The following is a 26,134-nucleotide window of genomic DNA, read 5'->3' as shown; positions in this document are numbered from 1 at the left end:
TTTTCAAAAAATTTTTAAAAATTTAAAAATAACTGTTGAAAAATTGATTCAGAATTATTAAAATAATTCATGAAACCGATTTCATGAAATCGATTTCAGTCCTTTGTGTATTTATCATATGTCGAAGGAGGGAGAGAATAGGGGGGATAGTAGTTGGCAACAATTGCCGATGTAGCAAAACTTGCTGGCTTATCGCGTGCTACTGTTTCTAGGGTAATTAACGATCATCCTTATGTTTCCGATGAGAAAAAGAAATTAGTAAAAGAAGCAATGGAGGCATTGCATTATTACCCAAACTCAACCGCACAAAAGCTTAGAAGCCAGAAAACAGAAACGATTGCTGTTTTAGTTCCAATATTAACAAATCCTTTTTTTGCCTATTTATTAGAAGGAATTGACACGGTGGCAAATGAACGTGGGTATCATTTACTCGTTTGTCAAACACGGTACAGCCAAGAAAAAGAAATATATTTTTTAAATCTGTTAAAAACAAAGCAAGTGGATGGAATTATTTTAACCTCTATTGAAAACGACTGGAATAAAATTGAAGGTTTCAGCGAATTTGGTCCGATTGTCCTCTGCAATGAATTTGAGACCCGAGCGAATGTCCCAACTGTTCGGTTAGATCAAGTTTACGGTGGTTATATCGGGACCCGACACTTGATTGAAAAAGGACATACAAAAATAGCCTATTGCAAAGCAAAATATGGAAAAAATTTTAGCAAGCTAACAATGGAGAGAGAATTAGGTTATAAAATGGCACTTGCGGAATATAACATACCGGTCAGAGAAGAATTTATCATAAGAGAAGATACGGATATTGAAGGCGGTAAAATGACATTAAGAAAAATGCTTAGTCTTAAGGAACGTCCTACAGCTATTTTTACGGGAAGTGATATGGTTGCTGCAGGAGTAATTACTGAGGCAAAAGCTAATGGATTACGTGTTCCGGAAGATATTGCTGTGATTGGTTTTGATGATCAGCCAATAGCTGAAATGATTGAGCCGCAAATTACGACGATTAAACAACCAATACTAGAAATTGGACATAAGGCAAGTAAACTCATGATGGATATTATTGAAAAGAAAAATCAAGAAAATGAGTTCGATAGTTTACTATCTTTGCAGCTAATTGTAAGGGCTTCCACGTGATATGAAAGGTATACCAATACGGATTCAAAAAGAGGAGGAGCAGTATGAAAAAAGCAAAGAAGATGAAGTTTCTAGCTGTGGCAATGTCATTATCCCTAGCACTTGGTGCATGTTCTAGTAAAGATGCATCTACCGATAAAACAGATGGAAAGAGCAAAGATAAAGATGAAAAGGTAACCATCGTTTATGCCAGAGGGAAGGACGTTACAAAAGGTACGACTAAAATGGTAGAGGCTTTTGAAAAAGCACATCCAAACATCAAAGTTAAATTTGATGAAAAGCCAGCGGATTCCGGACAACAGCATGATGCTTATATTACAGCATTCAATGGAAAATCCTCGGAAATTGATGTTTTTGATATGGATGTTGTTTGGCCGGCTGAATTTGCTCAAGCAGATTATGTATTACCTCTAGATCGTTTTATCCAACAAGATGGCATTGATTTAAATGAATACAACCAAGGTGCCCTTTCTGCCGCTCAATTTAACGGAAAACAATGGGCATTACCAAAGTTTATTGATGCAGGACTTCTTTTCTACCGAACCGATTTAGTGAAAAAGGATGAAGTTCCTAAAACATGGGATGAACTTCTAGCAAGTGCGAAAGAAAAGAAAGGCAAAGGCGGTACAAAATTTGGTTATGTGATGCAAGCAAAACAGTATGAAGGTTTAGTTTGTAATGCGATTGAATTTGTAGCAGCCTACGGTGGTAAATTTATTAATGAAAAAAATGAAGTGGTCATCAATAGCCCCGAGGCAATCAAGGGTCTGAAGAAGTTAGTAGAAGTAGCAACATCTAAAGTAGTTCCCGGAAATGTAACTACATTTACAGAGATTGAATCCGACCAAGCATTTATCGAAGGGCAAACTCCTTACCTTCGTAACTGGCCATATGAATATGCAAGTGCAAATGATTCTGAAAAGTCAAAAATTGCGGGTAAAGTAGCGATTGCTCCACTTCCGGCTGGTGATGCAGGATCTGCAGCAGCACTTGGCGGTTGGATGGCTGGTATCAACAAGTACAGTAAACATCCGAAAGAAGCTTGGGAATTCTTAAAGTTCATGGCAGGTGCCGAAGGCCAAAAAATTGATGCAATTTACGGTGGGCACGCACCAACAATTACTAAACTATTTGAAGACAAAGAAGTACTTGATGCAAACCCTACTTTTGCAGATAAAAACTTCCAAGCTGGTTTAAACGCTGCTGTAGCACGTCCTGTTGCGCCAAATTATCAAGAAATTTCTGAGATCATTCAAATTCAGGTTTCAAAGGCAATCGCAGGTAAACAAACGGTTGAAGAATCTGTGAAAAATATGGAAAAGGAAATGAACGAAAAGTTGATAAAATAACGTGGATTTTATTGTATTAGCCTTCGTTTGGAGGCTAATACCTTATTAATAGGTTAATAGAAGTGTTTTGCAGAATGAGAATCCACCTCTAAAGCTACTAATGTGAATTGAGCTTTTGTTTAAGGGAGTGAAAAAATGAGCAAATACCATAAAAGCGACCAAAAGAAGGGGAAGGTAAAGAAAAAGTCGACTGAAAAATTCATGGCCTATTCGTTAATTGCGCCAGCATTAATCTTAATATTAGTCATTTCAGTTTGGCCAGTACTGCAATCATTCTATTTTAGTATGTTTGACCTCAAATTAAATAGCCCAACAAAATCTGAAACACATCTATCCTATAGTTTTGATCTTGAACGATACTTAGATAATTACCCATTTTTAGTGGGTGGAATTGATAATGAAATTCGAAATGGTCATGCAAAAGAAGAATTACAACGTGTAAAAACTGATTTGCAAGCATTAGATGAAGAAATTAGAAAAAATTCAGCAGTTGGTAAAAATTACGATATTGTAAATGATAAGCTGCTAAACATGGAGAAAATTAATCCAAGTATAGCGCTTTTAAAAATTAATAAAAAAACAGCGAAAGAATTTCAAAAAACTACAGAACAAATCTCTAAAAATATAAAAAAGATATCCAAAGAGACAAAACTGTCACAAGGAGTTAAGCTTGTCGGATTATCATCTGCCATGAAGCAAGTAGTAGTGGAACCAACCTTTATTGGATTCAAGCATTATGAAGATAATCTAACAGATAAAAGAATGTGGCGAGCACTTGGTAATACTTTTACCTTTACTGTAATTTCCGTATTTCTTGAACTCGTTTTAGGTCTTGCTATTGCACTATTAATTAACAAAGCATTTGTTGGTCGCGGGTTGATCCGTGCCACTATACTTATACCTTGGGCAATTCCAACAGCTGTCTCCGCTTTAATGTGGAAGTATCTCTATGACGGTCAAAATGGAATTGTAGCAATGATTTTTGAAAAAGTAGGTTTAGTTGATAGTATGTCAAACTTATTGACGTCGCAAGCTGGAGCGATGTTCTCGGTTATTTTTGCAGACGTATGGAAGACAACACCATATATGGCTTTGTTATTATTAGCCGGATTACAAACGATTCCAAGTTCATTATACGAAGCAGCCTCTATTGATGGAGCAACTAAATGGAAGCAATTTACTTCTATCACACTCCCGTTGATAAAAACAAGCTTACTAGTAGCATTATTATTCCGTACCCTCGATGCATTTAGGGTTTTCGATTTGATTTGGGTTATGACGGGCGGAGGTCCGGCAAACTCAACGGAAACGATTTCAATCCTAGCTTATAAAACGATGTTTTCACAAACAAATTTTGGTAATGGTTCAGCCATTTCCGTCATCGTGTTTGTCTGTGTTGCCATCATATCCATGATCTATATTAAATTCCTTGGAAGGGATTTATTAGGAGATCGATCGGGCAAATAAACCTAATCGTAAAGGGGTGAGAATGTTAATGCAAAAAAAGTCTAGTTTTTTATTTTATGTTTTATTGTTTGTGTTTGTATTTGTTGTCATGTTTCCATTTTTGTGGATGTTGATTACTTCCATTAAGCCAATGACAGAACTTTTTGGTGATAAAGCATTTACTCCTTTTACTACTAAACCGACGATAAAGAGCTATATGTCTGTCTTTTTAGACTATCCTTTTGTTCGTTATCTATGGAATAGTTTCGTCGTTTCAGCGATCACAACGATTTATACCGTATTTATCGCTTCTTTCGCGGCTTATGCGATTGCGCGCTTTCAATTTAAAGGGAAAACATTTATTCTCGGCCTTGTGTTGTCCGTTTCGATGTTTCCACAAATCGCTACGATTTCACCCATCTACATCTTTTTGAAAAATCTTGGCTTAACAAATTCTTATTTGGGATTAATCATTCCTTATACGACGATTACTCTCCCATTATCGATTTGGATTCTTGTAACGTTTTTTAGAAAGATTCCTTATGATTTAGAAGAAGCCGCGAAAATCGATGGTGCTTCAATGATGCAAACATATTGGAAGGTGATTTTTCCATTAGCGGCACCGGGGATTTTTACAACAGCTATTCTCGTGTTTATCGCGGCGTGGAATGAGTTTCTATTTGCCTTAACAATCAATACGGATGAAAAATTTAAAACTGTCCCAGTTGGAATAGCTATGTTCCAAGGTCAATTTTCCATTCCGCTGGGGGAAATCGCGGCTGCTACAATCGTTGTAACCGTTCCATTAGTTATTTTAGTACTAGCATTTCAGCGCCGAATCGTTTCAGGTCTTACGAGTGGTTCGGTAAAAGAATAGAAAAGATAAATGGAGCCGACTTTATAAAAAGCCATAGGACGATTATTAAAAAAAAGGAGTGTTTTAAACATGGTAAAAGTCACAGTCTGGAATGAACATCGACACGAAAAGAAAAATCCCGTAGTTGCACAAAATTATCCAAATGGAATACATGGAGCGATTGCTAGCTTTCTAGAAAAGGAGGGAGCAGATGTTCAAACAGCAACATTGGATGAGCCTGAACACGGCTTAACTGATGAGGTTTTAGCCAATACTGATGTTCTTGTATGGTGGGGACATATTGCACATAACGAAGTATCTGATGAAGTAGTTAAAAAAGTAGTCCAACACGTTCTTAATGGGATGGGATTAATCGTCCTTCACTCCGGACATTTCTCAAAAGTATTTAAAACATTAATGGGGACTTCTTGTGATTTAAAATGGCGTGAAGCAGATGACCGTGAAAGACTTTGGGTAGTGGATCCAAGTCATCCTATTGTATCTGGAATTGGCGAATACATTGAACTAGATAGAGAAGAAATGTATGGTGAACATTTTGATATACCTGCACCAGATGAGCTCGTATTCCTAAGCTGGTTCGAAGGTGGAGAAGTATTCCGAAGCGGTTGTACATACCGTCGGGGTAACGGGAAAATTTTCTATTTCCGACCAGGACATGAAACGTATCCAACATACCATAATGAAAAAATTCAGCGCGTCATTACGAATGCCGTTAAATGGACTGCACCGACGGAGCATGAAAGACCCGTTTATGGAAATGCAAAACCTTTAGAAGAAATATCAATAAAATAGTTGGTTAAAAACTTTATTTTTAATACGAAAAAATATCATTTAAAAGGAGGAATAAAGGATGAGTAAGATTAAAGTTGGTATTATCGGTTGCGGAAGTATTGCCACACATCGTCATATCCCAGAGTATGTAATAAATGAAAATGCAGAAATTATTGCAGTGTGCGATATCGTTGAAGATCGTGCTAAAGAAAGAGCGGAGCAATATGGAACGAAATTTTACAAGAACTATGAAGAGCTCCTTGCGGACGATGAAATTGAAGCAGTTAGTGTATGTACGCCAAACTATCTTCATGCACCCATTTCTGTTGCGGCATTAAATGCCGGAAAACATGTTCTTTGTGAAAAGCCAATGGCTACATCTGAAGAAGAAGCGAAAGCAATGATTGAAGCTGCACAAAGGAATGGTAAAAAGTTGATGATTGCCCATAATCAGCGATTTGTCAGCTCTCATGTGAAAGCGCGTAAATTAATAGAATCAGGTGATGTAGGAAAAATTTATAGTTTCCGGACAGCATTTGGTCATGGCGGACCAGAAAGATGGAGTGCCGATGGCTCAAATAGTTGGTTTTTTGAGAAAGACGAAGCATTTATCGGGGCAATGGGTGATTTAGGTGTGCACAAAACCGATTTACTTCGTTATTTATTAAACGAAGACATTGTAGAAGTTGCTGCTTTTGTAGATACAGTTGCTAAAAAAGAAACGACGGTTGATGATAATGCTGTTTGCATTTTGAAAACAGAAAGTGGAATTATGGGAACACTTGCCGCAAGTTGGTCCTATGTTTCAAGTGAAGATAACTCAACGATCATTTATGGAGAAAATGCCATTCTTCGTTTGGAAGATCATCCGGACTATTCATTAGTCGTACAATACAAGAATGGTGAAGTTGTTAAATATGAATTAGGGAAAATCCAGTCTAATGAAGATGGCGGTCAAAACAATACCCACGTAATAGAAAATTTTATTAATAGTATTGTTGAAAATAGTGAAGTACCAATAAACGGAGAAGAAGGTATGAAATCATTAAAAGTTATTTTAGCTGCATTGGAATCAAGTAAAACTGGGAAAGTCGAAAAAGTGCATCTATAAATGTGAAACAATTATAGATGCACTTTAAATAATATAAATAATTAACTCATATTTTAATAGAGGAAGGGGAGGTGCAAAATGAGTAAGATAAAACTAGGAATTGTAGGTGTAGGTGGAATTGCAGTTGATAGACATATCCCCGCCTTTTTAATGTTAAATGATGATGTTTCAATTGTAGCGGTTTGTGATGTTAATTTCGATCGTGCTCAAGAAGTGGCTGAAAGCTTTGGCATTCCACATGCGTATAACGATTATCGGGAAATGTTTGCGGTGATTGATGCTGTTGTTATTTGCACACCGAATAAGTTTCACGCAGAAATTACTATTGCTGCCCTTAACGCCGGAATTCATGTCCTTTGTGAGAAGCCGATGGCAATGTCAGCTGCGGAATGTAAAGCGATGATTGACGCATCTAAAAAAGCAGAAAAAGTTTTAAACATTGGATTTCATTATCGCTTTATGAAGGAATCACAAGGTGCAAAACGTATCATGGTTGCAAATGAAATTGGTCAGCCTCTTGTTGTTAGAATCCAAGCATTAAGAAGACGAAAAGTCCCAGGTTGGGGTGTGTTTACTAATAAGGATCTTCAAGGGGGCGGAAGTCTGATTGATTACGGATGTCATTTATTAGACCTTTCTCTCTGGTTAATGGGGAATCCAAAACCTGTGGAGGTGTCAGGCACCACTTATCATGCTTTAAGCAATCAGCCCGAACAGGTGAATCAATGGGGGGATTTCAATCATGAGACCTTTAATGTGGATGATCATGTAACAGGGTATGTTCGATTTGCCAACGGAGCATCGATGTTATTGGAAGTGTCTTGGTCCGCCAATATTGAAAGTGATAAAGAAAGTGTAAGCATTTCAGGAGACCAAGGAGGCATTGAAGTATTTCCATTGAAGCTGAATTATGCCAGGCATGGAATGTTGTTTAACAGTGATGCAACCTGGATACCGGAAACAGAGAATCCTGGCTATTTGCAAGCGAAGAACTTCGTAGACGCGATATTAAATCGTTCTGAACAAATTGTGAAACCTGAAGAAGCTTTACAAGTATCGCAAATAATGGAGGCTATTTATAAAAGCAGTGAAAAACAAAAGAGTGTCCAACTATAATTGAAAGTGAGGGGGAATATAAATGAAACTTGGTGTTTTTACAGTTTTGTTTTCAGATAAGTCGTTTACAGATATGCTTGATTATGTGAAAGATGCTGGTCTTACAGCTGTTGAAATTGGTACGGGTGGATATCCGGGTGATGCACATTGTAAACTTGATGAATTGCTTGATAGTGAAACGAAAAGAGAAGCATATTTAAATGAGGTTAAATCAAGAGGATTGGAAATAAGCGCCTTTAGCTGCCACGGTAACCCGTTATCTCCTGATAGGGAGTTTGCGGAAAAATGTCACAATGACTTTGTTAAAACGGTGAAATTAGCTTCTTTAATGGGCGTGCCGGTTGTCAATTGTTTTTCCGGTACAGCTGGGGACCATGAAGGTGCAAAGTACCCTAATTGGCCAATTGCTCCATGGCCAAACGAATATACGGAAGTTTTAAAATGGCAATGGGAAGAAAAACTCATTCCATATTGGAAGGAATGGGGACAATTCGCAAAAGATCATAACGTACGAATTGGTCTTGAGCTTCACGGAGGTTTCTTAGTTCATACTCCGTATACACTTTTAAAATTACGTGAAAAGACTTGCGATGCCATTGGCGCGAACCTTGATCCGAGTCATCTTTGGTGGCAAGGAATTGATCCTGTTGGTGCGATTAAAATATTAGCTAAGGAAAATGCGATTCATCATTTTCATGCAAAAGATACCTATATTGATCAAGACAATGTGAATATGTACGGACTAACCGACATGCAGCCATATAGCGAAGTTCGATCAAGAGCATGGTCATTTCGCTCCGTTGGTTGCGGTCATGGACTTCAAGAGTGGTCCGACATGATGAGTGCTCTGCGTACGTATGGTTACGACTATGTTGTAAGCATAGAACATGAGGATCCAATTATGTCAATTGATGAGGGCTTCAAACGAGCGGTGAAAAACCTTCAAACAATACTTATTGGTGAACAACCAACAAATATGTGGTGGGTTTAATATACTTAGGACCAGGTTTTTACTATGCATCATTTTTTCGAATTGAGGACGATTTTCTGATTTGCGATCACGCTTTTTTACTTGATAAAGCAATAGTAATCGTTCATTTGATAACGGACTTTATAAAAGAGTGGAGCAGTAAACCTTAAGTAGTTTCGATAACGTAGAGAAAATAATAACATAAGAACTCGTAGCATTGAAAAACAACATAATTAGCACACGAAAGCTTGGGATTTTTCCCAAGCTTCTGTCTTTAATATGTTTTTTTGTTTAATTAAAGGAAGACGCAAAATCGAGCTCGATAAGCGGAGAAATTTCCCTTAATTAGAAAATAGCACTGAAAATACCTTGAATAAGCGGAAATTTACGACTATTAACTCGAAAACCGTGAAAATAAGTAATTTTGCTTTACTTAAACGGAAAACCTCCGCTAATATACCCTGAACCGATGTTTATTCTGCCGGTTAACCGGAAAATGTCCGCTTATTGGTTATCTTGAAAGAGGATATCAATTATCTAATTAAGTAAAAAAATCAACAAACCCAATAGAATATCAATCAGTAATTAACATGTTGACAACAACAATTATCAAGATTAGGTTGCGATTTTACATGCTCATTAGCATACTATTTGGTATGTTTCCCCACGGAAACGTAACTCCTTAAGTTTTCTGTCCCTTTTTATACAATATTAACGGCGGTTCATTTCATTTGGATGTGGACCTTTTCGTTCGTTTTTGTTTAGTTTGTTAATTGATTCCATTTCGTCGTGGCTAAGTTCAAAGTCGAATACGTTAAAGTTTTCTTCGATTCTAGATGGTGTAACTGATTTTGGAATGACAATTGTATTGTTTTGTAAATGCCAGCGTAAAATGACTTGTGCTGGAGATTTGTCATGTGCCGCAGCGATTTGTTGTACTGTCTCGTGGTTTAGCACTTCTCCACCTTGTTGAAGTGGGCTCCAAGCTTCAACGAAAATTTCATGTTTTGCACAAAATTCTTTTAATTCATTTTGTGATAAGAAAGGATGACATTCAACTTGGTTAAGGACAGGTTTGACATCACATTCTTTTAGTAAGCGTTCTAAATGTTCGATTTCAAAGTTACAAACACCAATTGCTTTCACACGACCATCATGATAAAGCTTTTCTAGTGCTTTATATGTATCAACATATTGATCAAATTCGGGAGTTGGCCAATGGATTAAATACAAATCAACATAATCCAATCCTAATTTTTCTAAACTTTCATCAAATGCACGCAATGTATTTTCATAACCTTGATCACTATTCCAAACTTTAGTAGTAATAAAGAGGTCTTCGCGAGGTACAGATGTATCTTTGAGTGCTTTTCCAACACCTTTTTCATTTTCATAAATCATAGCAGTGTCAATGGATCGGTAGCCCACTTCAATCGCTTTCGTAACTGCAGCTGTAGCTTCATCATCTTTCACTTGCCAAACACCAAAGCCAAGCTGTGGCATTTTTAAACCATTGTTTAACGTTACATGATTCATTCAGCATCTCTCCCTAAAATTTTTTAATACATATTAAGAATACCAAGTTTATTATATCATTTTCAAATAATGGAGTTTGATTACTGAAATTATTTTACATTCATCCATTATGTTGGCGTAAAACTAAGAATAGTTTGATAAAACGCTTTGTAAATAATAAAATGGAATTAGCAATTATTCTAAAAAGCTTGGTCATACAAATGAGGAGGAGTCGGATGAAAACGAAAAATTTGTATCGTGATTTTTTCCTGCATTTTGATATTTTAGTAATGATGATTCTTTTGGTTGGGTTTGTTAGTAGTGTAACTATAATGGGACTAACTTTATTCACCTTACTTTGCTTTAGCATCGGGTTAGTGTTTTTTATTTTTAGTGAATATTTAACCCATCGTTTTCTTTTTCATTTAAAGGCTCCGAGAAATCCTTTTTTTCTAAAAGCATTAAAACGGCTGCATTATGATCATCATAAACATCCCAACGACTTAAAATTATTGTTTTTGCCAATTTGGTATAGTATTCCTCAGTTCATTATTTTATCCTTCGTCTTTTACTTGTTCACACGTACGATCGCCGGTACGCTGGCATTTGGAATTGGACTAATAGTCATGCTGCTTATTTATGAATGGCGGCATTATGTTGCACATCGTCCAATAAAGCCTAAAACGAAATTCGGCTTGTGGGTAAAGAAAACTCATATGCTGCACCACTTTAAAAATGAAAATTATTGGTATGGTGTATCGAATCCGTTTGTTGATGTTCTATTCGGCACATTAAAAAATCAAAATGAAGTGGAGAATAGTGAAACGGTGAAAAATTTAGAAAGGAGAGTACAATAATACAAGACTAAATAGATTTCCTTTTTGGTATAATAAATGTGAGATAAAACAAATACAAAAAGCAAGGGAATGGATGCAATGGAAACAGTATTTCATGAGTTAAAAGACGGATGGAATTTAGTTGCACATATTAATTGTAAATTATACTCAAATGACAACGAATTTGTTTTGCTAGATTGGGATAATGATATTTTAATTCAATTTACGATTAATGATGATTCGTTTGAATCGAATAGTTCTTCATGGGGGTTAAAACTACGATTCAATTACAACTCAAAAACAATTTATATAGACAACGAGCCGGAAGAGTTTGAAGATGAATAGTGAAAGAAGTTTGCGATCTAATTAATATTTGAATACATTTTTGAAAAATAAACAAATGGAACTTTTATAGACAATTGCCCCATTGATAGTGTCCTGGAAAAGAGGGAGAACATGTTTCTTTACAAAATTGATAATGACTTGTCATTAAAATTAATTGATTTAACTGATACTGCAAAGGTTTTTGAACTAACCAATCAATCAAGAGGATATTTGCGTGAATGGTTGCCATGGTTGGATTCAACAACGATGATCCAAGATACGCAAAATTTTATTTCTGGTTGTTTAAAAGGATATAGTGAAAATAGAAATTTAACTACAGTCATCCTTTATAATGGGGAAATTGTCGGAACTGCTGGCTTCAATCAAATGAATTGGTCCAATAAAACTGCCCAAATAGGATATTGGTTAAGTGAAGCGTATCAGGGGAAGGGGATCATGACAAGGGTGGCTAAAGCGTTAACTGATTATGCCTTTCGTGAACTGAAGCTGAATAAGGTAGAAATTAGGGCCGCAGCGGAAAATAATAAAAGTCGTGCGATACCAGAAAGACTTGGATTTATGAATGAAGGATGTATTAGGCAGGCAGAATGGCTGTATGATCATTTTGTAGATCATATCGTCTACGGAATGTTAGCACATGAATGGAATCATTAAGGGATGCACCCGCATAAAATAGTTATCATAACAATTTAGTGTGGAATGGGGTGGGGATTATAACATTATTTGGTTGGATATTTTGGGGAGTCATCATTTTGTTATTAGTCGTATCGTTTATTTTTTATAAAAAAGGGACAAAACGTCCTGAAAGAAATTTAAACCAAATGGAAGCTGATGAACAGTTTCGTAACTCATCTAAATTTCCTTATTAATGGACAAGAGCGCTGGTTCTTTGTTCCAATCAAAAAAGCTAACAGCAAATGTTAGCTTTTTTAAATGCAATTTACATGGAAACTGCTATTTATCCTTAATTCCTTGATACACGTTTACTAATCCAATTAATATATGCATGATCATTCCAACTACCGGGATGAAAGCAATAATATTCCCAATTATTCCAAACACGGATCCGGATTTAGCTTTAACCGCAATAAATGATAAAACTAAACCAATAAAATGAAAAAATATTAATGCCCCAAGTGGTGCCCATGCATGACCGATGATGATGGCTCCTCCAATAAATGGTATTCCAAAAAACAATTCAACAAATCCGATGATTATTTTATAAAAACGTAATAGTGAGTCCATGTTCTTATAATCCCCTTTTTTATGTAAATTATACCATTAACTATTCTGTCAGAACATAGTTAGAAGCGGAATAATTAATAATAACAATAGATAGTTTACCCGCATATTTGAGAATAGGATGAAAAATTTAATAGATACTAAATATGGAAAATTAAAAAAGGAGTATGCAAAAGATTGAGGGGATTGTCAAACAATTCCCTAACAAGTTCAAATGAAGAAAAGAGTTAAAAGAGAAAAAGGGACTTTGTCCCTTTTTTCTTTTAATGGCCAACTTGCCAGGGTCTTTGCAAATTGGAACTTTTTTTTGTCCTTTTAGGCCCTAGTTCTTCTATTGTCATTTTTCGTGGTTCCATGCCTCTTTCAATTCTAGTTCGAAGTTCTTTACTGTAGGAATATAAATTTGGCGGATAGTATACACGATTGGATTCTAGTGAACAATTAGGACAATTTGCATGCGATTTATTTCCTTTCATTGTTGAAAAAAATAGTGTAAAGTTTCCGCAAGTTTTACAGTGAAACGTATAGCTAGGCATGTGATATCCACTCCTTACATCATTTACTTGGGCAGTATATCCTTATCAAATATTTGTGTTGGAATTGCAACCGTACAACAAGCGTTTGGAATATCTACAATTCCATTGATTCTGCCTTCAACAGGTGCAGTTCCTAATAGCATATAGGCTTGTTCTCCTGTATAACCTAGTGTTTTTAAGTATTCAATCGCATTTAAGCATGCTCGACGATATGCAATATGAGCATCTAAATAATGCTGTTTTCCATCTGTTTCATCCACTGATATTCCTTCAAAAACTAAATAGTCAGAGTAATGTGGCTCCACAGGGCCAGGTTTAAAGACGGGATTTTCTTTTATTTTGTACTTTTCCATTCCGCCTTTAATTACATCAACCCGAAGATCAATCCATCCTGCCATTTCTATTCCGCCACAGAAAGTAATTTCGCCATCACCTTGTGAAAAATGAATGTCTCCAACGGAAAGTTTAGCACCGTCAACAAAGACAGGGAAGTAAATGCGAGATCCTTTTGAAAGATTTTTAATATCACAATTTCCGCCATTTTCTCTTGGAGGCACCGTTCTTGCTCCTTCACGTGCGACACGATCAAATTCTGCTCCTTTTAGTGTTCCTAACACGGCATTTTGTGGATCTGGACTTGCTGCTAATTCGGGAACACGGTTTGGATCGGTCTTTTTCAGTTCATCTTCACGTTTATTCCATTTTTGTAAGAGCTCCAAAGAGGGGGCGACACCAATAAGTCCGGGATGAATGATTCCGGCGAATTTTACTCCTGGGATATGTCTTGAAGTTGTATAGATTCCATGAAAATCCCATATAGATTTAGCGGCATTAGGATAATGCTCAGTTAAAAAACTTCCACCGTTTTCTTTTGCAAATATTCCATTGTAACCCCATTCCGATTCTGCCAAAGCACCTATATCTAATATATCAACGACGAGTAAGTCACCGGGTTCGACCCCGTTAACATGTACGGGACCACTTAAAACGTGAACACGTGAAAGGATGACATCACGAATATCATTCGGATTATCATTATTGCTTATTTGTCCATCTGTCCAATCCTTACATTCCATTCGAAAAGAAATTCCGGGATCAACTGAAAAGGCAGCTGGAATATCTGGATGCCATCTGTTATGTCCTGGATGGGCTTGTTCATTCATTGGTTTACGTAAATCGACATGAAATAATGTTTTTGGCATTCTTTTTCCCCCTAAACGATTAATTATTCTACAAAAACTTTTAAAGTATCAATGAGGATAATTTACGAATTAGGCAATATCCAATTAGGCAATATCCTACTAATTTTCTTTTAAAAAACTAAGTTGTGTCCTCATTTGTATACTATATGAGACAGTGTAATGAAAGATTCATTCTTGAATAGGAATCATCAAAAACAATAGACTTACCTGGCTTTTATAGAACTGAGTTGGAACCAAACAAAATCTATTCGAATTCCTTATTGTGACTGGATTATTAGTTAATTAATGTTAAAATTATGAATATATTCATTGGGTATATACGATGATGAAGCGGAATCAGAGTGAACAAGATGAATTCAAAAGTAGACTGGTTAAATTTACTACGCCGGAAACTAATTACTGCATCTATTGCGGGTTCTCTTTATGCTGTGTTATTCGGAGTCATTATTCCAAATCCCTTCGGTGAGGAGATATCATCTGTTCAAGATTATTTGTGGAGAATGGTTAATTCTACACCAGTCTATTTATTGTATAGCTTTCCAGTGATCTTGATTTATGGAACGGCCACATCTATAGTAAGTGATATATTGGCGAACAAGATTGCAAGAAATAAGAATAGTAGGTTTGAGATCTATCTTACAGTATTGTTCCATCTTCTATTTGGATCCGTATTGCTCTTGATTAGTCTCACTGCATCAATTCTTTACCTTATTGTAGATAGATTATTAATGAAAAGAAATATTGACTATAAATGGGGTCACACCTTTAAAAGTCTAGCTGTTCCATTTTTATTATTCGTTTTATTAATGGGTGTTATTAATATGGTAGATTTCATTGAAAATTGGACTATTTATTTACAATAAATAAGAAAAAGAGTTTGGAATTCCAAACTCTTTTTTAATGGATGATCCTATTACTGAGTAATAGCTTCCCAATTTAAAAAGGGTGATTTATTCAATTGTGGGTTCAAATTAAGTTCTTTGCATGCTGCAATAATAAGTTCTTTTCTAAAAAAGTAACTACGGTGGTAAACGATCTTGTCATGTTCAACCTGTTGGTACTGGATATCGTGAACGAGCGGTCCGCTTTCGGAATCGGCAAGTACGATAATGACAGATTTGCCCCATAATGTGAATTCTTTTGCTGTATGCCCTGGCAAACCATATTGAAGTGATCCATTTTTAACCTCATCCTTAGATATTTCAATGAAACCGAGTGAAGCTTCATAGTGAACATTCTCACTTAACAGTTGGAGTATTCCTTCCAAGTTCCCTTCATTAAAAGCTTTTAAATAGGTTTGAATAACTTTATTATTCCTATCATCATTTTTAATCGCAGTTTTTGTTTGTGCCGGTTTGCTTTTTAATTTATTCCTCATTCTGTTTAGAGTAGCATATACAGCCCCTTGGGACGTTTTAATTATGCTTGCTACTTCATTTGCTTGAAAATGGAAGACTTCCATAAGTAAAAAGAGTGCTGTCTGTTTGGGTGAAAATAGGTGCGAAAGCTGTTCTAAAGCATCTTCAATAACGGATTGATCGATTGGATTTTCTTGCTCTTGGTGTACTTCTGCTAATAACTCTATTTTTCGCTTCTCACGTCGGCATTGGTCAATCCAAGCATTTGTTGCCATCCGAAAAAGATAAGATTTGAGATTCGTAGGGTGCCAACGTTGATACATACCACCTAACACTTTTAACATAGTGTCTTGGTATAGATCCTCACCATCCCAGGGGGATCCTGTTAAATAGCGACAATAGTTCCAGAAATCATCTCCATAATTTGCAACTAGGGCATCAAACTTTTGCCGGATTTCACGTGATTGTTCATTAACTTCATTAGACAATGAGCATCCTCCTTAAAAATCATTTACATATGTATAACGAATATAAAGATTAAAATTATACAATATATAGTCATAAATTTTTAAATAATAGTCTAAATAAATAGTTTTAACTTCTCAATTCGTTCAATTGCTTCAGTTAATCGGTCTTCCGAAACCAACAATCCAACTCGGATATACCCTTCTCCATATTCTCCAAATCCTTTTCCAGCCGCTACTGCTACATCGGCGTGTTCGAGAATATAATTAGCAAACTCTTCGCTTGTGAATCGTGTTGGAACGGGTAGCCAAGCAAAAAAGGACCCTGCAGGGGCTTGAACGTCCCAGCCAATTTTCAGGCATGCTTGAATCAATGCGTTTCGACGACTTTCATAACAGGATATTAATTCGTTCACACATCGTTGATCACCAGTTAATGCTTCAACCGCCGCCTTTTGAATGGCAGGGAAGAGACTGACATATAAATGATCTTGAATGAGGTTTAGTGCCTCAATAATTACTGGGTTTCCTACTGCAAAACCTACACGCCATCCAGCCATATTATATGTTTTTGATAGAGTATACATTTCAACGCCAACATCTTTCGCATTATCGGCTTGAAGGAAGCTGATGGGTTTTTTACCGTCGAAACCAATTGCTCCATAGGCAAAGTCATGGAGGATAGTGATTTGATTTTCTTTTGCGAATTCAACCGTTTTATTGAAAAAGTCTAAATCTGCAGTAGCCCCGGTAGGATTATTCGGATAATTTAAGTACATTAATTTTGCCGCTTCTTTTTGCTTGTTTGGGATTGATTCATAATCTGGTAAAAAGTGATTGTCCGACTTTAAGGGAAAAGTTTCATATCGAACATTGGCTAAAACCGTACCTGATAGATAATCTGGATAACCCGGGTCCGGTAAAAGCATTAGTTCACCTTCATTTAGTAGACACATAGGCAATTCAACTAATCCTGCCTTTGCACCAAATAGGATCGCCACCTCCGAAGCGGGGTCAATGGTGACATCGTACTGGTTTTTATAAAAAATTGCCGCCGCCTGTTTTAATTCTTTTAGACCACGGAAAGGGGAATATTTATGTGACTGTGGGTCTTCTACTGCATCTTGCAATGCTTTTACAATATGAGGGGGAGTTGGCTGGTCCGGATTGCCTTGTCCTAAGTTAATAACATCCCGTCCTTCCTCAATCGCTTTATTTACTTTTCCAACAAGTGATGCAAAAAATTGAACTGGTAAATTTTTTAAACGCTCAGAGAAATCCATCCGATTCATTCACCTTCTATGTAAAATGATTGATATTTTTATTAGAAACTTTATACTATTTAGATAAATATGTCTAGAGGAGAGGAACGAATGAAAATTGCTTGTGTGCAAATGGATATCGCTTTTGCTAATCCAATGGAAAATATTCGTATTATTGAAAAATACACGGTCGAAGCAGCAAAAGCTTCTGCAGATGTCATCGTTTTCCCGGAGATGTGGAATACAGGGTATGCCTTAGAACAATTACCTAAATTAGCAGATGAAAATGGAGAGCAAACAAAAAAACTTTTCAAAAGACTTGCTCAAAAATATAAGATTACTATCGTTGGTGGTTCCGTAGCAACGCGTAAAAAAGGGAAATTTTTCAATACAATGTACGTTTTCAATATGGAAGGGAAAATGATTGCGGAATATGACAAAACCCATCTATTTCAATTAATGGATGAGCACAAGTTTTTAGAAAAAGGGACGGAAGATAATATATTTGATCTCGGTGGGGTTACATGTGGTGGTGTTATTTGCTATGATATTCGTTTTCCCGAATGGATGCGGAAGCACACATTGAATGGTGCAAAGTTGATGTTCGTTGTAGCACAATGGCCGAAGAAAAGAATTGATCATTGGGAAATATTACTGCAAGCACGGGCAATTGAAAATCAGTGCTTCATTGTGGCAGTAAATCGTGTGGGATCCGATCCGAATAATGAATATAACGGACATTCGCTGGTGATTGCACCATGGGGAGAACGATTATTAAATGGCCATACGTCGGAGGGGATATTTTACACTGATCTTGATCTGGAAGAAGTGGAGAAAGTTCGTAATACGATTCCCATTTTTAAAGATAGAAGAAAAGATTTGTATTAAAAAAGGACAAGGGCATGACCCTTGTCCGGTTATTCGAAAATATATGATAACACATCTAGTGCTTTATCGATAGTTTCTACAGTTACATTTGCTTTGTTTGAAAGTTCTTTTAATGGATGAATTAAAGAATCCGGGCGAACAATTATTGTCGGCTTATTCATAGTAATTGCAGCACTTGCATCCATTGCTGTATTCCACTGTTTATATTTTTCCCCGAAGAGAGCAATAACGACATCTGATTTTTGCATAAGAACTTGTGTACGAAAATTATTAATACTCGACGCGGCATCGTCTCTAAAGAAATTATTTGGTTGTTTACCAAGTATTTCTTCCCCAATATCATCTGATTTATCGTGATTCGTTTGTGGAGAAACAAAGTGAAGTGGCAAGTTTTTTTCCTTCGCTTTTTGAATAAGTTGTTCCCGCCAATCATCATGGATTTGGCCGGCCAGATATACAGTTAGTTCCATTTTGCTTCCCTCCAAAAATTAAGAGTATTTACCCATTTGTTGATTCTAGTATTTTTTTTGCAAATTCTTTCCCGAATTGACGGCATCGTTCTTCTTCTTCGCCCTCAGGCATTAAATCAACTTTGAGCCCTTCTAAAACGACTGTTGCCCCAATATCAGTTAATTTTTCAGAAATCAAATCTACTGCAGCACAGTATGTTTGTTCGTAAAAGGAATCACCGGATCCGAATACCGCTACGGTTTTTCCAGATAAATCATAAGCGTCCATTTCTTCGTAAAAAATCATAAATTCATCAGCAATGACGCCGCCTTCGTATGTGTAGGAACCAAGTATAATTCCATCATATTTTAGCATTTCTTTTGGATTAGCACGAAGGGATTCTCGAACGGTAATTTCGATTCCTTCTTCTTTTATTGCCTCTTCAATTATTTCCGCTATGACCTCTGTATTACCAGTCATACTTGCATATACGAGTAATATTTTTTTCATGACAATACCTCTGTTTATTAATTAACGATGTTGTTCATGTTTATCTTAACATATCACCTCGTATATTTCTTAATAGAATATTTCATTGTTATACTACATTGCTATCATATTTTCCCTTAAACTATCACTCTCCATAACGAAATGTTATGAATAGTTTAACATTTATTAAGTAAACGGGACAAAGACAACCATTTATTAGTTGATTTTTTTAGAAAATTGTATAAAAATTGGGGACAAACCAATGTAAAAAGGTATTACATGGGAGGCTACCTAATGGGAAAAGAAAGATACACGAATTTAAATGGAAATAGGAATATTAATTCATTTAGGGATTTACTTAAATGGCAGCGTGAACGTCGAATGAAAAAGAAGGATTTAACATATATTGTTCCACAATTTACCGATAAAAAAATTGAATACTTACGTTCGAATAGGCATGAAACTACGATTACTTGGATTGGACACTCATCTTTTCTTATCCAAATGAATGGATTAAATATTGTAACTGACGTTGTATGGGCAAATCGGATGGGATTTGACATACGTTTATCTAAGCCGGGAATACAACCAGATGAAATGCCTGAAATTGATGTTGTCTTAATTTCTCATAGTCATTATGATCATCTGGATTTCCCTTCGATTAAAAAGCTAAAAGGTAACCCAGTTTATTTTGTTCCAATGGGACTAAAACCTCTATTTAAAAGAAAAAGGTTCCAAAAAGTAAAGGAATTTAGGTGGTGGGATAGTTTTATCATTGGTGATGTAAACTTTACCTTTGTTCCAGCCCAACATTGGACGAAAAGATCTTTAACTGATACAAATACATCACATTGGGGCGGGTGGATTATAGAGACATCTGAAAAAACCATTTATTTTGCTGGAGATAGCGGTTATTTTGAAGGATTTAAAGAAATTGGTAGAAAATACAAAATAGACTTTGCATTAATTCCAATTGGTGCATATGAACCGGAGTGGTTCATGTCGTCCCAACATATCAATCCGGAAGAGGCTGTAAAAGTATTTTCAGATGTGAACGGAAAATATTTTGTTCCAATGCATTTCGGAGCATTTCGATTAGCCGACGATACACCGAAAGAAGCGCTTGATCGACTGATTGTGGAATGGGAAAGAAGAAAATTAGATAAATCAATGTTAAAGATAATGAATTTAGGAGAGACAATTCAAGTTAAATAATAGAATAATAAATATTAATTCTCATTTGGGTAAGTGATATGTGTAAATTCACATATCACTTTTTTTACGTCGATATGCAAGGCGCTTCCGCTTTTGTCCTTTGTCAAAACTTTTCTTGCTTAAACATATTAGGTAGTTTTTCCACAGATTGCATAATTCAGAAACTTTCAGGACAATATATCTTTGTTCTTATCAAAATAAGATTGCCTACACGAGGAGGAAACAAACTGAAGGATTTCATTATCAGTGATTCACTTTATTTTAAAAATTCACAGCATGAGGAGGTATTTTCGTGAAGCGTTATTTAAAAGCAACAGGTTCGGTTTTATTGGCCGGTATGGTCCTTGTCGGCTGTCAATCGAATAATAACCAGAACGATACGAATAACGGGACCAAGAAATCATCCGACAATAACCAAGCGAATCAGGTAAAGGGTACCGGATTCCCAAATTGGGGTTATGATCTTCAACATACTCGACATGTGCCCTATAAAGAGATTACAAAAAATAATGTAAAAAAGATGGGGATTGTTTGGCAGCAGGAAATCTTGGAGTGGAATAAGGATGTTCCTAATTTACAAGAGGATTTCCCTGTCGTTCAAAACGGGGTCATGTATGTGACTAGTGCAAAAAATCATGTGTTTGCAATCGATGCCAAGAGCGGAAAGAAATTATGGGCATGGACACCTCCTAAAAAAGTACTGGACCATATTAATAGTTTGCCATGGCAATCCAATGTGGCAAGTAGAGGGGTTGCTGTAGCTAATGGAAATGTATATGTTTTGATGATAGACAATCGACTTGCCAAACTTGATGCGAAAACCGGAAAACTAATAAAAATGGTTAACTTTTGGGATCATGAACCTTCCATCAAGTTAGAAAACAGATACTATGAATCTTCTGCTCCAATGTATTATGATGGCAACATTTATGTTGGAAGCAGTGGTGGTGATAATGGTACAAGAGGTTTTGTTTGGGCATTTAAAGCTGATACCTTGGAACCGCTATGGAAAGAACCGTTTTGGACCGTTCCTGAAAGAGGAAAGGACTGGGTGAAGGGGAAATACACAGGTGGAGGATCCGTATGGACACCAATGTCGTTCGATCCAGATACCGATATGATGTATTTTGCAGTAGGAAACCCAGCCCCTGACTTTTACGATGAAGACAGAAAAGGGAAAAATCCATATACGGACTCAATTGTCGCTTTAGACAGTAAAACGGGAAAGTTTAAGTGGGCATCTTCCGAAGTTGATCATGACGTATGGGATTACGATGCGGCCGCGACACCGATGGTACTCAATGCCAAGGTCGGTGGGAAAAAACAAAAGATTGTGGTTGAAGGGGGAAAGAATGGAAAATGGTATGCATGGGATGCCAAAACGGGAAAAACCATTTATGATGGTGTACCGTTTGTAAAAATTAAACATTCGAAACCATCCAGTGATCCGAATAAAGTTGAACTACAATGGCCAGGTACGCCGGGGGGAGAGAGTTATGCTCCGGAGACTTATGATCCCGAAACCAACTATGTACTTATTCCAGGTATTAATAGTCCGAATTTAATGTTATCAGCAAAAGATCGGAAAGAGATTGCGAAAGATAACAATACCTTCCCTGGTACGAAGATACTTCCTTTACCAAAAGATGTTGTTCCTTCCGGTAACATTACAGCTATTGACGTTAATACAGGGAAAAAAGTGTATCAAGTTAATACCGACGATCCAATGTATGGAGGATTCACAAGCACTGCTTCCGGTCTTGCTTTTTACGGGGAAATGGACGGAGCGGTGAATGCTCTCGATATTAAAAAAGGTAAAGTATTATGGAGCATGAAAAGTGGCGGAAAAGCAATTAAAATGGCGCCTTCTATTTATATGGTTGACGGAAAACAATATGTTGCCGTGATTACCGGCGGAACGAGGGTTGTGGTTTACGGACTTGGCGGTAAGGAAAAAATTGCGACCCCTAATAAGAATGCCAAACTACAAGGTGAAGCTGACGTAACTGTCAAACCAGAAGAAGTATACAAAAAAAGTTGTATTTCCTGTCATGGAGATAATCTTCAAGGCAACACGGCTCCAAACCTTCAACACGTAGGTAAAACAATGTCCAAAGAAGAAATATTGAACCAAATTTTAAATGGCGGCGATCGCATGCCGGCCGGTCTAGCTAAAGGTGCAGACGCAGAAGCACTAGCAGAATGGTTATCCAAAAAGAAATAATATTTTGGAGAAAATGAATTTCTTCTCTAAAGAGATCCATTTCCGGGAGCAATCTAAGCCCGATCTCTTCATTCGGGCTTAAATCGTTCCATTTGTGAAACAATCTAAAATGTGAAATCAATAAATGATAAATAAGGATGGTGGTAAAATGAGGAACCTATCGAAAAAAACCATGCGACTCACTGGTGGTGTCGCTTTATTAATTTGCTTGCTCATTGGCTTTGCCTTCCCTACCTTGATTAGTGCCGAATCTATGACAAATCAGGGGTTAGGTTCAGCGGAAGTGAACGGAATCAAGCTGACAATCAATGGTTATTCCATCGTAAACCACGGTCAAAACATTAGGCTGGATTATACGATCCATTCAAATTCGAATATTCAAGTAAATCCCAATGCCAAGAGCCTTATGGAAAGCCCGCATATTTGGATCGCACATACGTTAGTTCGTGAAACTTCCGATACGTTTAAAAAAGTAGGTAAAAACGAATATAAAGGGACGATTGAAGCTCAACTTCATCAATATAGACCTGAAAATCCACATATGACATTTAAAACGGGTGCGATTTTTAACCAAAAGGGTGAATGGGCGATTGATTTTATTTTGAACAACGCTGAATACTAAAATAACTAACATGGGTTTTGTACAAGCCCTTAATGCTGGATTTTTCTGTAAAACAGTCCTTCTTGACTAGGAAGGGCTGTTTTACGTATGTAATGATCATGATCCAGTTTCTTACTATCACTACAATAATGACCTGTATCCAAATGGATTACCAGAGAAATAAAATGAAAACGCCTACATCAAAATTTCTTCTTCTTTCCTTTAAAAATAGGAGTATAATGATAAAAAAATGTAAATAGGGGAAGAGGTCATTGAAGAAACAGAGCAGTTATAGATGGGTCGTATTTGGTGTAGTATTGTTCTCCTATTTTCTTATAGTGAGTCAACGTACAGCTCCTGGTTTAATTTCAGAGCAATTAATGAAGGAATTTCACGTTTCCGCTGCAGTGATAGGGTTATTAACAAGTATTCAATTTTTGGCTTATTCAAGTCTGCAAATTCCAATTGGAATTTTGTCTGACCGTTTTGGTCCTAATTATTTTCTTATTTTCGGGACACTTCTTAATGGGGTAGGTACATTAGTGTACAGCATTGCACCGAATGAAGGATTTTTGCTATTTGCAAGATTGCTAGTTGGAATAGGCGATGCTGCGATATGGGTCAACCTAGTCCTAATTTTAAGTCAATGGTTTAAAGCAAATGAATTCGTACAATTACTAGGATTTGCAGGGATGAGTGGGAGCTTAGGATTCTTAATGGCAACCGTTCCATTTTCCGCTTCTATTGATCTCATCGGCTGGAGAGCTCCGTTCCTTATCATTGGGTGTTTATTATGTGTTTTTGGGATTCTTCTTTATATAGTCCTAATAAAGAAACCGAATCAAATGAATATTTCTCCGATAAATGTGAATCGATCAAACAATCCTTCTACTAAGAAAAGAGATAAAACGATTGTTATACTTCGACGACTGTTTTCTAGTCGCCAAGCTTGGGCAACTTTTTTATGCCATTTTGGTGTTGTAGGTACATACGTAGGCTTTATTGGATCCTGGGCAGTTCCATTTGGGATGAATATGTATGGCATGACACGTTCAGGCGCAAGCCAATTAATTATGATTGGGTTAATCGGTGCCATTATCGGGGCGCCTTTAACAGGCTGGATTACGAATCGGTTGAATATGATTAAGCGGCCATATGTAGTTGTTCATATTTTTACTATATGTGGTTGGATAACCTTTTTCGTGTGTGGAGGGAAGCCGCCATACTTCTTGGTAATCATATTATTTTTAATTATTGGTTATGGAAATGGCGCAAGTGCATTAACCTTTGCAGTTGTACGGCAATCATTTCCTATCAAGGAAGTTGGTGTCGTTTCGGGTTTTGCAAACACCGGAGGATTTTTAAGTGCTGTTCTATTACCGAGTATTTTTGGAAAGGTGTTAGATCATTTTCACTCGGGTCCGATAGGATACCATTATGGCTTTATTATTCCTGTTGTTTTTTCACTTATTGGGCTAGTTGGCGGGATGATGATCAAGGAACAACAACGAAAGGAAGAGAGAGCAAAAGAGGTAACAGCTTAATAATGGGAAAGTAAAAAGGAACATTTGATTTGCTCAATGTTCCTTTTTTAATTTACGTAATATTTCATTCGCACTATTGATCAAAACACATATTAATCTTGTGTCACCTTTTCGCGGATTTCCTCTACTATTGTTAAAAAAGAGAAGAAAAAGATGAAAAGTATATGTAAACCCTTCGGTATTTTCAAAGTAAAATAAAAAGTAAATGAACCGTTCATTCAAAGGCTCATTTAGGAAGGGGCAAATGATATTGGATAATTCAACTTGGTCTGTAAAAGATAAATATGTTTTAATTACCGGGGCTACAAGTGGTATTGGTTTGGCAGCTGTTAAGGAGTTAGCTTCACGTGGTGCAAATATAGGAATTGTCGCCCGTAATCTAAATAAAGCAAATAAAGTACTTGAAGAATTAAAACAATCATTTGGTAATAACGTTGATGTATTTCTTGCAGATATGTCCTCACAACAATCGATAAGAAAAGCAGCAGCGGAAATATTAGCTAAATGCCCTAAAATAGATATCTTGATTAACAATGCCGGGGCATTATTTGAAAAAAGACAGCTTACAGAGGATGGAATTGAAATGACGTGGGCAGTAAACTATTTAGCCCCTTTTTTACTCACATCTTTATTAATCGAAAGAATGAAAGAAAATGAACATGCACGTATTATTACTACTGCTTCACACGGTCATAAAATGGCCAAAACAGGTATTGTCTTTGCAGATATAAGTGCAAAGAAACTTTATCAATCTCCAAAAAAGTTTTTCGGTGGACCAACTTTGCGTTATGGAGAGACAAAGCTTGCAAATATTTTATTTACATTAGAATTAGCTAAAAAACTTAAGGGGAGCAATGTCTCTTCCTATTGCTTCGATCCGGGATTAGTAGCTACCAATTTTAATCAAAATAACGGATGGTTGGCTCGCAGTACGATGGCTGTGATGAAGATGTTTTCACGGACACCCGAAAAAGGTGCAGAAACATTAGTGTGGCTCGCCGATTCAGATGAAGTAACCGATCATAGTGGCCTCTATTATGCTGATATGGAAGTGGCAACGCCTTCTGTTCAGGCTCAAAATATTGAATCTGCCAAGAAATTATGGGAAATAAGCGAGAATCAAGTCCAACATTCTCAAAAACTTATTAGTTAGATTAATTTAATTGGAGAG

27 protein-coding genes are annotated in these 26,134 nt (G+C 36.5%); 19 read left to right on the top strand and 8 right to left on the bottom strand.

From position 1 onward, the window contains the following. Nucleotides 1–153: 153 nt before the first annotated feature. The 8 genes from I5776_RS10940 (at nucleotide 154) to I5776_RS10905 (ending at nucleotide 8,813) form a co-directional block, all read left to right on the top strand. Nucleotides 154–1,152 (top strand): LacI family DNA-binding transcriptional regulator, encoded by a 999-nt coding sequence (locus tag I5776_RS10940; protein WP_202776456.1) that lies wholly within the window; start codon nucleotides 154–156, stop codon nucleotides 1,150–1,152. Between the two features lie 44 nt (nucleotides 1,153–1,196). Then, entirely contained in the window at nucleotides 1,197–2,501 is a 1,305-nt protein-coding gene (locus tag I5776_RS10935) for an ABC transporter substrate-binding protein (protein ID WP_202776455.1), read from the top strand. Between the two features lie 201 nt (nucleotides 2,502–2,702). Next, nucleotides 2,703–3,968, top strand: coding sequence for a carbohydrate ABC transporter permease (locus I5776_RS10930; protein ID WP_425490378.1), 1,266 nt, complete (start codon nucleotides 2,703–2,705; stop codon nucleotides 3,966–3,968). 28 nt (nucleotides 3,969–3,996) lie between these two features. Next, complete coding sequence (locus I5776_RS10925) at nucleotides 3,997–4,824, top strand: carbohydrate ABC transporter permease (RefSeq protein WP_202776453.1); 828 nt, start codon at nucleotides 3,997–3,999, stop codon at nucleotides 4,822–4,824. 69 nt (nucleotides 4,825–4,893) lie between these two features. After that, complete coding sequence (locus I5776_RS10920; RefSeq protein WP_202776452.1) at nucleotides 4,894–5,616, top strand: ThuA domain-containing protein; 723 nt, start codon at nucleotides 4,894–4,896, stop codon at nucleotides 5,614–5,616. A gap of 58 nt (nucleotides 5,617–5,674) precedes the next feature. Continuing rightward, nucleotides 5,675–6,706: a Gfo/Idh/MocA family protein gene (locus tag I5776_RS10915; protein WP_202776451.1), complete on the top strand. Its 1,032-nt coding sequence runs from the start codon at nucleotides 5,675–5,677 to the stop codon at nucleotides 6,704–6,706. Nucleotides 6,707–6,784: 78 nt separating this feature from the next. Next, the gene (locus tag I5776_RS10910; protein WP_202776450.1) at nucleotides 6,785–7,822 is read left to right on the top strand and encodes a Gfo/Idh/MocA family protein; all 1,038 of its coding nucleotides are present in this window, start codon (nucleotides 6,785–6,787) and stop codon (nucleotides 7,820–7,822) included. Between the two features lie 22 nt (nucleotides 7,823–7,844). Then, nucleotides 7,845–8,813 (top strand): sugar phosphate isomerase/epimerase family protein, encoded by a 969-nt coding sequence (locus tag I5776_RS10905; protein ID WP_202776449.1) that lies wholly within the window; start codon nucleotides 7,845–7,847, stop codon nucleotides 8,811–8,813. A 690-nt stretch (nucleotides 8,814–9,503) separates the two neighbouring features. Here I5776_RS10905 and I5776_RS10900 read toward each other — a convergent pair. Continuing rightward, on the bottom strand, nucleotides 9,504–10,328 hold the full coding sequence (locus I5776_RS10900) for an aldo/keto reductase (protein WP_202776448.1): 825 nt from the start codon (nucleotides 10,326–10,328) through the stop codon (nucleotides 9,504–9,506). 215 nt (nucleotides 10,329–10,543) lie between these two features. Between I5776_RS10900 and I5776_RS10895 the strand changes: the two genes are divergently transcribed. The 4 genes from I5776_RS10895 (at nucleotide 10,544) to I5776_RS10880 (ending at nucleotide 12,357) form a co-directional block, all read left to right on the top strand. Next, nucleotides 10,544–11,164: a sterol desaturase family protein gene (locus I5776_RS10895; RefSeq protein ID WP_246483772.1), complete on the top strand. Its 621-nt coding sequence runs from the start codon at nucleotides 10,544–10,546 to the stop codon at nucleotides 11,162–11,164. Between the two features lie 78 nt (nucleotides 11,165–11,242). Continuing rightward, nucleotides 11,243–11,488, top strand: coding sequence for a hypothetical protein (locus I5776_RS10890; RefSeq protein ID WP_202776447.1), 246 nt, complete (start codon nucleotides 11,243–11,245; stop codon nucleotides 11,486–11,488). Between the two features lie 111 nt (nucleotides 11,489–11,599). After that, nucleotides 11,600–12,142: a GNAT family N-acetyltransferase gene (locus I5776_RS10885; RefSeq protein WP_202776446.1), complete on the top strand. Its 543-nt coding sequence runs from the start codon at nucleotides 11,600–11,602 to the stop codon at nucleotides 12,140–12,142. Between the two features lie 50 nt (nucleotides 12,143–12,192). Continuing rightward, the gene (locus tag I5776_RS10880; protein WP_202776445.1) at nucleotides 12,193–12,357 is read left to right on the top strand and encodes a hypothetical protein; all 165 of its coding nucleotides are present in this window, start codon (nucleotides 12,193–12,195) and stop codon (nucleotides 12,355–12,357) included. 85 nt (nucleotides 12,358–12,442) lie between these two features. On the opposite strand, the gene I5776_RS10875 is transcribed toward I5776_RS10880, so the two are convergent. From I5776_RS10875 to fmdA, 3 genes are all read right to left on the bottom strand, one after another. Beyond that, a complete protein-coding gene (locus I5776_RS10875; RefSeq protein WP_202776444.1) occupies nucleotides 12,443–12,733 on the bottom strand; it encodes a hypothetical protein in 291 nt (96 codons plus the stop codon). Nucleotides 12,734–12,993: 260 nt separating this feature from the next. Continuing rightward, on the bottom strand, nucleotides 12,994–13,266 hold the full coding sequence (locus I5776_RS10870) for a zinc ribbon domain-containing protein (RefSeq protein WP_202776443.1): 273 nt from the start codon (nucleotides 13,264–13,266) through the stop codon (nucleotides 12,994–12,996). 23 nt (nucleotides 13,267–13,289) lie between these two features. After that, nucleotides 13,290–14,468 (bottom strand): formamidase, encoded by a 1,179-nt coding sequence (fmdA, locus tag I5776_RS10865; RefSeq protein WP_202776442.1) that lies wholly within the window; start codon nucleotides 14,466–14,468, stop codon nucleotides 13,290–13,292. 350 nt (nucleotides 14,469–14,818) lie between these two features. On the opposite strand from fmdA, the gene I5776_RS10860 reads away from it, so the two are divergent. Beyond that, complete coding sequence (locus I5776_RS10860) at nucleotides 14,819–15,331, top strand: hypothetical protein (protein ID WP_202780611.1); 513 nt, start codon at nucleotides 14,819–14,821, stop codon at nucleotides 15,329–15,331. Between the two features lie 50 nt (nucleotides 15,332–15,381). Here I5776_RS10860 and I5776_RS10855 read toward each other — a convergent pair whose 3' ends face one another. Beyond that, entirely contained in the window at nucleotides 15,382–16,314 is a 933-nt protein-coding gene (locus I5776_RS10855) for an RNA polymerase sigma factor (RefSeq protein WP_202780610.1), read from the bottom strand. A gap of 92 nt (nucleotides 16,315–16,406) precedes the next feature. Beyond that, the gene (locus I5776_RS10850; protein ID WP_202780609.1) at nucleotides 16,407–17,573 is read right to left on the bottom strand and encodes a pyridoxal phosphate-dependent aminotransferase; all 1,167 of its coding nucleotides are present in this window, start codon (nucleotides 17,571–17,573) and stop codon (nucleotides 16,407–16,409) included. A gap of 90 nt (nucleotides 17,574–17,663) precedes the next feature. On the opposite strand from I5776_RS10850, the gene I5776_RS10845 reads away from it, so the two are divergent. Next, complete coding sequence (locus tag I5776_RS10845) at nucleotides 17,664–18,440, top strand: carbon-nitrogen family hydrolase (RefSeq protein ID WP_202780608.1); 777 nt, start codon at nucleotides 17,664–17,666, stop codon at nucleotides 18,438–18,440. A gap of 29 nt (nucleotides 18,441–18,469) precedes the next feature. On the opposite strand, the gene I5776_RS10840 is transcribed toward I5776_RS10845, so the two are convergent. Together I5776_RS10840 and I5776_RS10835 are read right to left on the bottom strand one after the other, a co-directional pair. Further along, the gene (locus I5776_RS10840; protein ID WP_202780607.1) at nucleotides 18,470–18,910 is read right to left on the bottom strand and encodes a YtoQ family protein; all 441 of its coding nucleotides are present in this window, start codon (nucleotides 18,908–18,910) and stop codon (nucleotides 18,470–18,472) included. 28 nt (nucleotides 18,911–18,938) lie between these two features. Continuing rightward, nucleotides 18,939–19,400, bottom strand: a complete 462-nt coding sequence (locus I5776_RS10835) for a flavodoxin (protein ID WP_202780606.1) — start codon at nucleotides 19,398–19,400, stop codon at nucleotides 18,939–18,941. 273 nt (nucleotides 19,401–19,673) lie between these two features. On the opposite strand from I5776_RS10835, the gene I5776_RS10830 reads away from it, so the two are divergent. The 5 genes from I5776_RS10830 (at nucleotide 19,674) to I5776_RS10810 (ending at nucleotide 26,116) form a co-directional block, all read left to right on the top strand. Then, complete coding sequence (locus I5776_RS10830) at nucleotides 19,674–20,594, top strand: MBL fold metallo-hydrolase (protein ID WP_202780605.1); 921 nt, start codon at nucleotides 19,674–19,676, stop codon at nucleotides 20,592–20,594. A gap of 292 nt (nucleotides 20,595–20,886) precedes the next feature. Further along, complete coding sequence (locus I5776_RS10825; RefSeq protein ID WP_202780604.1) at nucleotides 20,887–22,818, top strand: outer membrane protein assembly factor BamB family protein; 1,932 nt, start codon at nucleotides 20,887–20,889, stop codon at nucleotides 22,816–22,818. A 148-nt stretch (nucleotides 22,819–22,966) separates the two neighbouring features. Beyond that, on the top strand, nucleotides 22,967–23,440 hold the full coding sequence (locus I5776_RS10820) for a hypothetical protein (protein WP_202780603.1): 474 nt from the start codon (nucleotides 22,967–22,969) through the stop codon (nucleotides 23,438–23,440). Nucleotides 23,441–23,691: 251 nt separating this feature from the next. Next, nucleotides 23,692–24,963: an MFS transporter gene (locus I5776_RS10815; RefSeq protein WP_202780602.1), complete on the top strand. Its 1,272-nt coding sequence runs from the start codon at nucleotides 23,692–23,694 to the stop codon at nucleotides 24,961–24,963. A 244-nt stretch (nucleotides 24,964–25,207) separates the two neighbouring features. Then, nucleotides 25,208–26,116, top strand: coding sequence for an SDR family oxidoreductase (locus I5776_RS10810; protein ID WP_202780601.1), 909 nt, complete (start codon nucleotides 25,208–25,210; stop codon nucleotides 26,114–26,116). The last annotated feature ends 18 nt before the right edge of the window (nucleotides 26,117–26,134 follow it).

This window comes from Heyndrickxia vini (assembly GCF_016772275.1).
In the GTDB taxonomy this organism is placed as follows: domain Bacteria; phylum Bacillota; class Bacilli; order Bacillales; family Bacillaceae_C; genus Heyndrickxia; species Heyndrickxia vini.
Note: the sequence above shows the minus strand (reverse complement) of the source record. Positions and strands in the feature narration are given on the sequence as shown.